Below are 10,921 nucleotides of genomic sequence, written 5' to 3' on the forward strand. Positions count from 1 at the left end.
GGATGAGCTGGTTTTCTCAGGCGATGCTGCATCATCCCCGGCAGACGCCGTGATTGGCTCCGGAGAGGTGGAGGTCTGAAAATAAGAACCGGTTGCTTTTATCAGGAAAGCGCCGGTTCTTTTTTATTTGCGGTAGGAGATTGTCAATACTGCAAGGCTGTGATATCTTTAAATAGATATATTTATTAGAGAGATAAAATTATGAAAGCACTTGTATATTCCAATGGAAAAACTGAACTCACAGACCGCCCTGTACCGGCGCTTAAAAGCCCGCAGGATGCGATTGTGAGAGTGACGCTGTCAACAATATGTACCAGCGATTTACATGTCATACACGGCGCTGTGCCGCGTGCAAAGGACGATATCGTTATGGGGCATGAATTTGTGGGGGAAATTGTAGCGTGCGGCGCACAGGTGAAAGGCCTGAAACCGGGAGACCGAGTCGCTGCAAACTGTATTACCTTTTGTGGAGATTGCTGGTTTTGCAGGCGGGGATTCATCAACAACTGCGAGCAGGGCGGCTGGGAGCTTGGCTGCCGTATCGATGGATGCCAGGCGGAATATGTGCGCGTTCCCTTTGCGGAAATGGGGCTTACCAAAATTCCTGATGCAGTGACGGATAAAAACGCCTTGCTTCTTGGGGACATTCTGTCGAGCGGATATTTTGGCGCGGAGCTTTGTGAAATAAAACCGGGGGATACTGTCGCGGTAATCGGCGCGGGCCCTGTTGGTATGTGTGCGATGATGTGCGCAGGGCTTTTTGGCGCGGCAAAGATTATTGCCATAGAACCGGATGCTTACCGGCTGGAGGTTGCCTTAAAGGAAGGACTTTGCGATGTTGGAATCAATCCGGCGAATGAGGATGCGGAGCAAAGGGTGGGAGAAATAACGGACGGACGCGGCGCGGACAGTGTCATTGAAGCGGCGGGCGCGAAGGATACGTTTGAAATGGCATGGAAAATCGCGCGCCCCAATGCGGTTGTTGCGCTTGTGGCAATGTATGAGGAGGCGCAAACGCTGCCGCTTCCCAATATGTATGGAAAAAACCTGACGTTTAAAACCGGCGGCGTGGACGCGGTGCACTGCGCGCGGTTGATGAAGCTGATTGAAGCGGGGAGGCTGAATACGGATTTTTTGCTGACGCACACAGCCCCGCTCAACGATATCGCTGAAGGCTATCGTGTTTTTGAGAAAAAACAGGATCATTGCATGAAATGGGCTGTAACGCCCTATGAGTATAATAAGTAAGGAAGTGGTTATTGATGAAGGACGAGATGTCAGGCTACCGTAAACGCATTGTTGGAGGAATGATCATCTATGGGATTTTTTCTCTGGGAATCATTCCGGTGTTTACATTGATCATGGGAGCAAGGGACAATGTGCTGACGGTGTCGATGTCGGCGATGGGAAGTACAAGCGTCAGCATTCATTTGCTTTTTATTGTATGGACGATTGTATTTTGCGGTTACTTTTCGAGTTTCATGGGTTACCTTTTGATGCTCACCAAAAATACGCGCTCCAAAATTCGTGGATTTGTTACATTTGCGACGGCAATATTGATTTTTGGAAATATAGTACCCTTCCTGCCTGAAACATTTCCTGCCTTTGCCTGGCTGCATAACTTCTGCGCACAGATATCGTCGATTTCTCTGGCTGTTACCCTGATGCTTTTTGCACTTACATTGCGGAATTATTATTCGATTTTATTTAAAAAAGCGTTGATTTTTGTTTTGATTATCTGGGTTGTGCTGATTGCCCTGATGGGGATGCTTGGAACAACGGCCCTTACGGAGATGACGGGAATCATCCTTGCGGGTATCTTTTTGTTTTCAGTCCTTGTGTGGCTTTACAAGGAGGATGCTTTTGATCCGGTGCAGTCTTTAAAGGAAAGCGATGCGCTGGAAGCCGGCGAGGAGGCAAAGCGGCTTGAGAAGAAAGCGGCGGCGGCAAAGAAGGAATACCTTGCGCTGGAAGCGAAAGCAAGAAAAGCGCGGATTGAAGCGGACGAGGCTTCTAAAAAATTAAAGCATCAAAGAACCTGAACAGGGAAAGGCGGTAAAACGAATGAAGCTGATTTCATGGAACGTAAACGGACTGCGCGCAGCGGTTGGAAAAGGATTTCTGGAATATCTGGAAGGAAGCGGTGCGGATATCCTTTGTGTGCAGGAAACAAAAATGCAAAAGGGACAGGCTGTTTTCGATTTCAAGGGCTATGACGAATATTGGAACAGTGCCGAAAGAAAAGGGTATTCCGGAACGGCGGTGTTCAGCAAAATAAAACCCGAATCAGTTTCATATGATTTTGATATTGAGGAGCATTCCACCGAAGGGCGGGTGATCACGCTTGAACTTCCTGACTTTTATCTGGTGAACGTCTATACGCCAAATTCACAGGAGGGGCTTAAGAGACTCGATTACCGTATGAAATGGGAGGATGATTTTCGTGCGTACCTTCTCTCCCTGAACAAAAAGAAGGGTGTGATCGTCTGTGGTGATTTGAATGTTGCACATACGGAGATCGACCTCAAAAATCCAAAGTCGAATGTGAAAAATGCGGGGTTTACGCCGCAGGAACGTGAAAAGATGACAGAGCTACTTGACGCGGGCTTTATCGATTCCTTCCGGTATTTACATCCGGGGGAAACAGGGCGGTATTCCTGGTGGTCGTACCGGTTTAACGCACGCGCAAACAATGCGGGATGGCGTATCGATTATTTTCTGGTGTCGGAAGATATGAAGGACAGGATCGTAGACGCGGAAATCTATTCTGACGTTTTGGGCAGCGACCATTGCCCGGTTGGGCTTGTCATCAAATAAGCAGAAAATGAAAAAGAGCCGTTATGGCTCTTTTTTAAATAAAAAGGCTCCCATATAGATAGTATGGAGGGAGCCAGAGGTTGATTGATCTATGTAAACGCCGGAGGCGGTGTTTTTTGACTACCCCGGCGGGGTGGAGCTTTGTTTGCCGGAGTAGAATTTGTATAATATAAAGATAACAGCCTTTCATGAAATGGAGATGAATGAATTTTTAAGAAATTGTAAATAAAAGCATCGGAAACTAAGATTTATTTGCAGTAGGGTTTATTTAATATAATAATGCAAAAGGAGCGGGAATCAATGAGCAGAATGCCTTACCATATACATGTTTTTCCTTACCGCAAAAGAGGAGATGCGTATGAATACGCGATTTTCCAACGGTCAGACCTGCCGCAAATATGGCAGGGAATCAGCGGAGGGGGCGAATCCGGAGAAACGATCGAGCAGAGCGCCCTGCGTGAGTGCAGGGAGGAAGGAGGTATTACAGCCCCCGGCCCACTTTACCGGCTTGACAGCATAAGCTGTATGCGCAGCACGGTTTTTCCGGAATGGACGCCTGTCTGGGGAAAAGATATCGTAGTGCTGCCCATGTATTTCTTTGGAATGCCATACGATGGTAACATTACATTATCCGACGAACATCTTCGTTTTGGCTGGATGGACTACGGCAAGGCAAATCTCATGGTGCGGATGCCGGATCAGAATACGGCGCTTTGGGAGCTGAATGAACGCCTGAAACGCAATAACCTGGATCGTTAAGAGACTTTTAAGAAAGTGTTCAGCCGCCTGTAAAACACTCTCGAAAATATCGCGGTATAATTGAGAAAGTAAATCAGGAGGAAGAGCACTATGAGTGAGAAGAAAAAATCGTTGAAGGTAATTGTTTGTATTCTTGTGATCACACTTTCCGTCGGGATATTGTGCAGCTGTGCGCCAATGTACAGCAGGGTGGGGGAACTGATGCAGTCTGCGGTGGAAGTGAAGGACCGCGTAGTGCAGGAGGTTACGGAGCACAGCGGCGAATGGCGCAATGAAATCCATCTGGGTAATACGCAGAGCGCTATTGCGGAAGCGGCGGAATCGGCAATGAACGGCTGGATGGACGAAGAAAGCTGGCTGGAGAAATATGGGGCCTATGGCCTCAGCTATGATGAACAGACAGGCACATGGTGGTATGATGGAAAGCCCCTGGCGGCGTTGTACGACGAAAGCGACTCTATCTGGACAAATGGGTTTTATTCTGAGATCGGAGTGCTGCTTATCGCGGAGCGCGACGCAGACGGCAATATTGCGGCGCTTACTCCGGTAACTGCGCAAGAATTTGAGCAGATAAGCGGCGTAGCTGGTATGGACGAATCGAGTGAGGAGCGTGCGGAGGAACTTGGATTTACATTTTATAAGGAAGACAGGAATGTGAAGGGGATGGACAAAAAAGGATTTGTCGCGCTTGAAAACGAACTGAAAGCAAAGTACCGCAACGAAGATGCGGTGGTACAGCTTAATGATTACGTCTTCCTGTTTGATAAAGATGAAGAATTGCGTTTGAGCGCGTTTTGCAGCAGCGGAGCAAACCGGTATGGAGTAAAGGTGTCGGCTGATTGCGCGATTGCGGACGAAATCGATATTACGCAGTTGGATGAAGAGAAAACGGAGAAAATTATTTTCGATGTTTTAAACGCAAGGCAGCAAAAGAACGAACGGGAAGTAAAGGATGAAATCGCAAAGGCGGTTGCCGGAGCGTACGGAGTCAGCGAAAAATATATCCAAGTGGATGTAGCGGAAATGGATTAAGGCAAAAAAACGGCGGTCTTTCAGGCCGCCGTTTTGTATGTAATGGTACTTCCGTCAGTAAAGACGGCGATATCCCCGTTTTGGTCGGTACGCAGAATAGGAATCTGCATTCCACCGAGCATATCGATGGTTTCCGTATGCGGGTGGCCGTAATCATTATCTTTACCGCAGGTGATGATCGCAAGCTGTGGCGTGGTAACGTCGAGGAAGGCCTGCGTCGTTGCATTGGAAGAGCCATGGTGTCCAACCTTTAATACGTCGATATCCATTTGATCGGAATAGTTTGATAGCATATCGGAAATCGCGGCTTTTTCGGCATCCCCCTCAAACAGGAATTTCGTATCGCCGTATTGCGCCAGCAGTACGATACTGGAATTATTTGCATCGCCATAATCCTTGTTCTGCGGATTGAGCGCTGTGAAATGAACGCCGCCCACAGAGAATTGATATCCTGCGGTTACATTGACTGCGTGGATATCCTTTTGTTCGATCACGTCGATCATAGATTCATACGTTTTGGTGGTGGCGGTAAAATCTGTCATATAAATCGTTGAGACCGGCACGCCGGAAAGCACCGCAGCCATGGAACCGATGTGGTCTGCGTGGGGATGGGTAGCGACCACGCCGTCGAGCTTTTCAATGCCCAGTAAATGAAGCGTATCCAGAATTTGCTGCGAGTCGTCGTTATCCGCGGCGTCGATCAGAATGGCATGGCCGTCCGGCGTGCGAAGCACCATACTGTCTGAATTCCCTGTATCCATTACGTAAAGCAACAGCTTATCGCTGTCCTCCGGGGCCACAAGTGATGATACGGACTGCGCTGAGGAAGAATGTCCATAACTGATTGTGTTGTTCCAGATTTGTTTCAGGTTGCTGATAAAATCGCCTTGCGTCCCAAACGCAAAAACCAGGATAATGCCAATCACGCATAAAACAGCGATCAACGCCCCTGCGGCGCTCTTTTTATTTTTCCGTCTTGCCATCCGTGTCTCCTTGCATAATTCCTATGAACGATTATACTATAATAGAACGAAATGTAAAACCGGGCAGAGGAAAAACGGAGAAAGAATTTATGGGAAGTGCTAAAAAACGTGTGATTGTAGGAATGTCCGGCGGTGTTGATTCGGCGGTATCGGCATTGCTTTTGAAGGAACAGGGATATGACGTAGTAGGCGTATTCATGAAAAACTGGGACGACAGCGCTGATGATGCGGAATGCCCGGCTGCCGCAGATTATGAAGATGTGCGCTCAGTGTGCGACCAGATCGGGATTCCATATTATACGGTTAATTTTGAGAATGAGTATTGGGAGCGTGTGTTCCAATATTTCCTTGCGGAATATAAACGCGGGCGGACGCCAAACCCGGATGTACTGTGCAACAAGGAAATCAAATTTGCAGCGTTTCTTGATTTTGCAAAAAAGGCGGGCGCGGATTATCTTGCCACCGGGCACTATGCGCGGCTTGAAAGCAGTAAGGGTATTACTTATCTGAAAAAGGGCCTTGACGCCGGAAAGGATCAAAGCTATTTTCTTTGTATGCTTTCCCAGAACCAGATCGAGAGGGCCATGTTTCCGATCGGCGGGATGCAGAAGGCGGATGTCCGCGCGCTGGCAGACAGAGCGGGGCTTTCCGTAGCGAAGAAAAAAGATTCGACAGGGATATGCTTTATCGGCGAGCGAAAGTTTAAACAGTTTTTGCAGACTTACCTTCCGGCAAGCCCGGGTGACATGAAGACGGTGGAGGGCGAAGTTGTCGGTCGGCACGACGGACTGATGTACTACACGCTGGGACAGCGGCGCGGCCTTAATATTGGAGGAAGCAAGGACGGCACGGGAGAGCGGTGGTTTGTAGTCGAGAAGGATATGCAGAATAATATTCTTTATGTTTCACAGGGGGCGGAGTCGGAATTGCTTTATTCGCGCGCGCTTGTGATGAGCGGCATGAATTTTATATCGGGCGGCGGGGAAAGAAAAAGCTTTGAGTGCGGCGCAAAGGTGCGTTACCGTCAGCCGGACCAGAAGGGCCGGGCGGAAAAGCTGGGAGAAGCTTTATACCGCGTGGAATTTGAAGAAAAGCAACGTGCGGTTACACCCGGGCAGTACTGTGTTCTGTATGACGGGGATATTTGCCTTGGCGGTGGCGTGATCGACGAGGTTATATTTTAAAGGTTATCCTGGGCGGCGGTTGCCGCCCGTTTTTGTCTGGCAAATTTTGTGACAAAATGTGAATATGACGTCAGGTGTCAGTTTACTAGTATATAATAGATTCAAAAAACGGAGACAGGAGAATATCATATGATTGAATTACCGGAAAGCGCCGTGTTTGCAAAACAACTGACAGAGACCATAAAAGGGAAAAAAATCAGCAAAGTGGTTGCGGGGAAAAGCCCGCATGGTTTTGCTTTCTTTTGCGGGGACCCACAGGGCTACGATGCGTTGCTCAGCGCAAAGACCGTTGGAGAAACAAAGGCCTACGGCGGCCATTTTGAAATAGAGATCGAGGATTGCCGCCTTGATTTTAATGACGGCATCAATTTACGCTTCCTCCAGCCGGGGGAAAAAGAACCTGCAAAGCATCAGCTGTATATCCTGTTTGACGATGGCAGCGCTTTGGTTGCAAAGGTACAGATGTATGGAGCGATGTCCGCTTTCCGTGCGGGAGAGAACCAAAATCCTTATTACCTTGTGGCAAGGGAAAAAGTTTCACCGCTTGAGGAGGCCTTTGACGTGGACTATTTCAGGCAGCTTCTTGCGGAGGTGGATCAAAAGAAAACCTCAGCGAAGGCTTTTCTTGCGACACAGCAGCGGATACCGGGGGTGGGAAACGGCGTCGCGCAGGATATTCTATGGACGGCGCGTATCCATCCGAAGAAAAAGCTGGCAGATTTTACCGGACAGGAGATTGCGGAGCTATATATGGCCGTTAAAAATATTCTTGCCGATATGGCGGAAAAAGGGGGAAGGGATACGGAAAAAGACCTCTTTGGGAATCCGGGCGGCTATCAGACCGTTATGAGTAAAAATAATAAGGAAATGATCTGTCCTGCATGCGGCGGCGCGATCAAAAAGGAAGCGTACCTTGGTGGAAATATCTATTATTGTCCTGTATGCCAGGCGCTTTAAGAGGGAGCTATGCGCAACAACCGTCTATTTGAGATCATTTACATATTGCTTGACAGGCAAAAGGTGACTGCAAAGGAGCTTGCTGAAAAGTTTGAGGTATCTGTACGCACGATTTACCGCGATATCGATTCGCTGAGCTTTTCCGGTATACCGGTATATGCCATGAAGGGAAAGGGCGGCGGGATCGCGCTGATGGATGATTTTGTGCTGCAAAAATCACTGCTTACTGATCAGGAGAGGAACCAGATTATGATTGGGCTGCAAAGCCTGCAAGCAACGCAATATCCTGAGACAGGAGATGTGATTTCAAAACTGAACGTTGTTTTTCGTCAGGAAAAATTTGACTGGATCGAGGTTGATTTTTCGGACTGGGGTAAGGCGGAAAAGGATAAATTTAACTTATTAAAAAAAGCGGTTCTTGAAAAACGGGCAATATCCTTTCAATATTTTGGCGGGGACGGGAAAAAGACAGAGCGCAGTGTGGAGCCGTTGCGACTGCTCTATAAAGGAAAGGCCTGGTACGTCCAGGGGTTCTGCAGGCAGAGGGAAGACTATCGTATTTTTAAGCTTTCGCGCATGAAAAATCTTAATATGCTGCATGAAAAATTTGAACGGAAGGAAGCAATGCCACCGATTGAGGCAAAAACAGACGCGCCGCAAAAATGTGTCCGGATCACACTTTTTATCGACGCGTGCATGGCCTACCGCGTATACGATGAATTCGACGAGCAGAATATTCGCAAATGTGGCGAAGGCTTTGAGGCAGAGCTGGTCGTGCCCGAGGATGAATGGGTATACGGATATATTTTGTCTTTTGGAGAAAATGCGCAGGTGCTGCAACCCGAACGAATTAAAAATATGGTCAGGGAGCGTCTGCAAAAAACGTTAGAGCAATATTTATAATATGCCATTCGATGTCAGGTTATGGGTGTTATCCTGATAACAGATCAAATGATGAAGGAGAATGGTAAAATGGAATATGAAATTGTAACGTTAAATGATAAGTTTGTGCAGGGAGTGGAAATCAGGACGGAAAACGCAAACGGGAAAGGTGCGATGGATATTGGGATGCTATGGCAGGATTTCCTCGCGAACGGTAAACAGGAATTGATCAAAAACCGGATAGGCCAAAACTGTATCGGACTCTATACGGATTATGAAGGCGATTATACCAAACCCTATTCTTATCTGGCAGGGTGTGAGGTATCAGGAGAAAATGAAAACAGCGTTTTTCCGGTAAAAAAAATATACGCAGGAAAATACGCAAGGTTTGTTGCGAAGGGAGATTTGCAACAGGCAGTTCAGGAAATATGGAACGCGGTCTGGAGCCTTCCGCTCGACAGAAGTTACCAAAGTGACTTTGAGGATTATTTGCAGGGCGACGGCGGACAGGAAATACATATTTATATTGGGATCAAATAAGGGGAGCATATGGACGTTATCAAAGTAGCTGAAAATAATATTGAACATGAGCATATATGCTGTGCGATTTCCGATCAAAAAAGCGCCGGGGCGAAAAAGGAATGGATGAAGGGCTGTTTTGGTGATGGTTATGAATTCCGTAAGCTTGAAGGCCGGGGAAAAGCGTTTGTTGAATTTGTTCCGGCGGAAAACGCATGGGCGCCGATTGAAGCAGATGGGTATCTGTTCATCGACTGTTTTTGGGTTGCGGGAGCCCATGCAAAGCAGGGATATGGAACGGCGCTTCTTGCAGAATGTATTAATGAAGCAAAGCGGCTTGGAAGGAAAGGGCTTGTGGCAGTCTCTTCCGACAAGAAACGTCCGTTTCTTTCCGATCCCAGGTTTTTGATAAAAAAAGGGTTTATAGTAGCAGACAGCGCCCCGCCATATTTCAGGCTTCTGTATCTCCCGTTCGATGAAAATGCGGAAGTGCCAAAATTCAGGCAAAATGCAAAGAATGGAAACATTCAGGAGCAGGGTATTGTGATCTGCTACACAGATCATTGCCCGTGGAATATCAAGTATATACCCTTGCTGGAGAAAATTGCAGAGGAAAGGAACGCGCCTCTTACAGTCAGGAAGATCGAGAATAAGACAGAAGCGCAGAATGCTCCTTCGCCATTTTCCACTTATTCAGTTTATTATAATGGAGAATTTTTGACGAACGAGATGTTCAGCGGTAAAAAATTTATCAAATTCCTGGACGAAAAGGGCTTCTAATAGAATGGAACTGATATCCGCAAAAACAATCCTGGCACGTGGCAAAACAAGCGAATGGTTCGGCGCCGACTATAATATGAATCTGTATCGCGGCTGCTGCCATGGCTGTATCTACTGCGACAGCAGGAGCGATTGCTATCAAGTGGAGGACTTCGACAGGGTGCGGCTGAAAAAGAACGCGCTTCAAATTCTGGAATCCGAGCTGCGAAAAAAGAGGCGTAAGGGCGTCGTTGGGATTGGCGCGATGTCAGATACCTATAACCCGTTCGAGAGAAAGCTGAATATCACGCGTGGCGCGCTTAAACTGCTCGAGCGGTTCGGATTCGGCGTATCACTTGAAACAAAAAGCAGCTTGGTGGAACGGGATGTGGATATTCTCCGGAACATTACAGGCAGAGGCTCTGCGATCATTAAGCTTACGATTACAACGGCAGACGATGCGCTTGCACGTAAGATTGAGCCGAATGTATGTCCCTCCTCGGAACGGTTTATAGCGGTAAAGAAGCTTGCGGATGCGGGAATCTTTACAGGGGTATTGTTTACACCGGTTCTTCCGTATATCACAGACACGGAAACGAACGTCAGGGAAATTGTCCGCAGGTCGGCCGGAAATGGGGCGCGATTTGTTTATTCAATTTTTGGAGTGACGTTGCGCGATAACCAGAGGGATTACTATTATGAACAGTTGGAGCATAGATTGCCGGGACTCAAAAAACAATATATGAGGCGGTATGCAAACAGGTACAACTGCAGTCCTCCAAACGTACGGAGGTTATATGAAGTCTTCAAGGTGGAATGCGAAAAGGAAGGACTGCTGTACCGCATGGAGGATATCATATCCGCATATAAGAAACCGGAAGAAAAAACAGAACAACTCAGTCTCTTTTAAATAGAAAAAAGAAACTCAAAATGTTGTGGTAAGGCTTATGGAAAGCACAAGATAAAGCGCGCAGACAGCGCGTTTTTTGATGCCCCAAAAATACCTTTCAAAAACTCAAAAAAAAAATT

General features: G+C 47.4%; 12 protein-coding genes. 11 read left to right on the top strand and 1 reads right to left on the bottom strand.

Going from position 1 to position 10,921, the window contains the following annotated elements:
* Window positions 1-201: 201 nt before the first annotated feature.
* The 5 genes from ACS5WU_RS13665 to ACS5WU_RS13685 all read left to right on the top strand — a co-directional run bounded on the left by ACS5WU_RS13665 (window position 202) and on the right by ACS5WU_RS13685 (window position 4,608).
* Window positions 202-1,248 (top strand): alcohol dehydrogenase, encoded by a 1,047-nt coding sequence (locus ACS5WU_RS13665; protein ID WP_302761485.1) that lies wholly within the window; start codon window positions 202-204, stop codon window positions 1,246-1,248.
* 14 nt (window positions 1,249-1,262) lie between these two features.
* Window positions 1,263-2,042, top strand: coding sequence for a hypothetical protein (locus ACS5WU_RS13670; protein WP_046442831.1), 780 nt, complete (start codon window positions 1,263-1,265; stop codon window positions 2,040-2,042).
* A 22-nt stretch (window positions 2,043-2,064) separates the two neighbouring features.
* Window positions 2,065-2,817: an exodeoxyribonuclease III gene (locus ACS5WU_RS13675; protein WP_046442830.1), complete on the top strand. Its 753-nt coding sequence runs from the start codon at window positions 2,065-2,067 to the stop codon at window positions 2,815-2,817.
* A gap of 300 nt (window positions 2,818-3,117) precedes the next feature.
* On the top strand, window positions 3,118-3,576 hold the full coding sequence (locus tag ACS5WU_RS13680) for an NUDIX domain-containing protein (protein WP_046442829.1): 459 nt from the start codon (window positions 3,118-3,120) through the stop codon (window positions 3,574-3,576).
* Window positions 3,577-3,666: 90 nt separating this feature from the next.
* Complete coding sequence (locus tag ACS5WU_RS13685; RefSeq protein ID WP_302761481.1) at window positions 3,667-4,608, top strand: hypothetical protein; 942 nt, start codon at window positions 3,667-3,669, stop codon at window positions 4,606-4,608.
* Between the two features lie 20 nt (window positions 4,609-4,628).
* On the opposite strand, the gene ACS5WU_RS13690 is transcribed toward ACS5WU_RS13685, so the two are convergent.
* On the bottom strand, window positions 4,629-5,591 hold the full coding sequence (locus ACS5WU_RS13690; RefSeq protein ID WP_052740323.1) for a ComEC/Rec2 family competence protein: 963 nt from the start codon (window positions 5,589-5,591) through the stop codon (window positions 4,629-4,631).
* Between the two features lie 89 nt (window positions 5,592-5,680).
* Between ACS5WU_RS13690 and mnmA the strand changes: the two genes are divergently transcribed.
* The 6 genes from mnmA (at window position 5,681) to ACS5WU_RS13720 (ending at window position 10,802) form a co-directional block, all read left to right on the top strand.
* Window positions 5,681-6,775: a tRNA 2-thiouridine(34) synthase MnmA gene (mnmA, locus tag ACS5WU_RS13695; protein WP_059109500.1), complete on the top strand. Its 1,095-nt coding sequence runs from the start codon at window positions 5,681-5,683 to the stop codon at window positions 6,773-6,775.
* A gap of 129 nt (window positions 6,776-6,904) precedes the next feature.
* Window positions 6,905-7,732: a formamidopyrimidine-DNA glycosylase gene (locus ACS5WU_RS13700; RefSeq protein WP_046442826.1), complete on the top strand. Its 828-nt coding sequence runs from the start codon at window positions 6,905-6,907 to the stop codon at window positions 7,730-7,732.
* Window positions 7,733-7,741: 9 nt separating this feature from the next.
* Entirely contained in the window at window positions 7,742-8,635 is an 894-nt protein-coding gene (locus tag ACS5WU_RS13705; RefSeq protein ID WP_302761478.1) for a helix-turn-helix transcriptional regulator, read from the top strand.
* A gap of 69 nt (window positions 8,636-8,704) precedes the next feature.
* The gene (locus ACS5WU_RS13710) at window positions 8,705-9,154 is read left to right on the top strand and encodes a GyrI-like domain-containing protein (protein ID WP_046442824.1); all 450 of its coding nucleotides are present in this window, start codon (window positions 8,705-8,707) and stop codon (window positions 9,152-9,154) included.
* Window positions 9,155-9,163: 9 nt separating this feature from the next.
* A complete protein-coding gene (locus ACS5WU_RS13715) occupies window positions 9,164-9,913 on the top strand; it encodes an N-acetyltransferase (RefSeq protein ID WP_302761475.1) in 750 nt (249 codons plus the stop codon).
* A 4-nt stretch (window positions 9,914-9,917) separates the two neighbouring features.
* On the top strand, window positions 9,918-10,802 hold the full coding sequence (locus tag ACS5WU_RS13720) for an SPL family radical SAM protein (RefSeq protein ID WP_302761473.1): 885 nt from the start codon (window positions 9,918-9,920) through the stop codon (window positions 10,800-10,802).
* The last annotated feature ends 119 nt before the right edge of the window (window positions 10,803-10,921 follow it).

The sequence above is a fragment of the Christensenella sp. KGMB01412 genome (assembly GCF_055522415.1).

Excerpts from the sequence above, each read along its gene's own strand:
- ACS5WU_RS13665 (WP_302761485.1), top strand. The coding sequence starts at position 202 with ATGAAAGCACTTGTATATTCCAATGGAAAAACTGAACTCACAGACCGC.
- ACS5WU_RS13670 (WP_046442831.1), top strand. The coding sequence starts at position 1,263 with ATGAAGGACGAGATGTCAGGCTACCGTAAACGCATTGTTGGAGGAATG.
- ACS5WU_RS13675 (WP_046442830.1), top strand. The coding sequence starts at position 2,065 with ATGAAGCTGATTTCATGGAACGTAAACGGACTGCGCGCAGCGGTTGGA.
- ACS5WU_RS13680 (WP_046442829.1), top strand. The coding sequence starts at position 3,118 with ATGAGCAGAATGCCTTACCATATACATGTTTTTCCTTACCGCAAAAGA.
- ACS5WU_RS13685 (WP_302761481.1), top strand. The coding sequence starts at position 3,667 with ATGAGTGAGAAGAAAAAATCGTTGAAGGTAATTGTTTGTATTCTTGTG.
- ACS5WU_RS13690 (WP_052740323.1), bottom strand. The coding sequence starts at position 5,591 with ATGGCAAGACGGAAAAATAAAAAGAGCGCCGCAGGGGCGTTGATCGCT.
- mnmA (WP_059109500.1), top strand. The coding sequence starts at position 5,681 with ATGGGAAGTGCTAAAAAACGTGTGATTGTAGGAATGTCCGGCGGTGTT.
- ACS5WU_RS13700 (WP_046442826.1), top strand. The coding sequence starts at position 6,905 with ATGATTGAATTACCGGAAAGCGCCGTGTTTGCAAAACAACTGACAGAG.
- ACS5WU_RS13705 (WP_302761478.1), top strand. The coding sequence starts at position 7,742 with ATGCGCAACAACCGTCTATTTGAGATCATTTACATATTGCTTGACAGG.
- ACS5WU_RS13710 (WP_046442824.1), top strand. The coding sequence starts at position 8,705 with ATGGAATATGAAATTGTAACGTTAAATGATAAGTTTGTGCAGGGAGTG.
- ACS5WU_RS13715 (WP_302761475.1), top strand. The coding sequence starts at position 9,164 with ATGGACGTTATCAAAGTAGCTGAAAATAATATTGAACATGAGCATATA.
- ACS5WU_RS13720 (WP_302761473.1), top strand. The coding sequence starts at position 9,918 with ATGGAACTGATATCCGCAAAAACAATCCTGGCACGTGGCAAAACAAGC.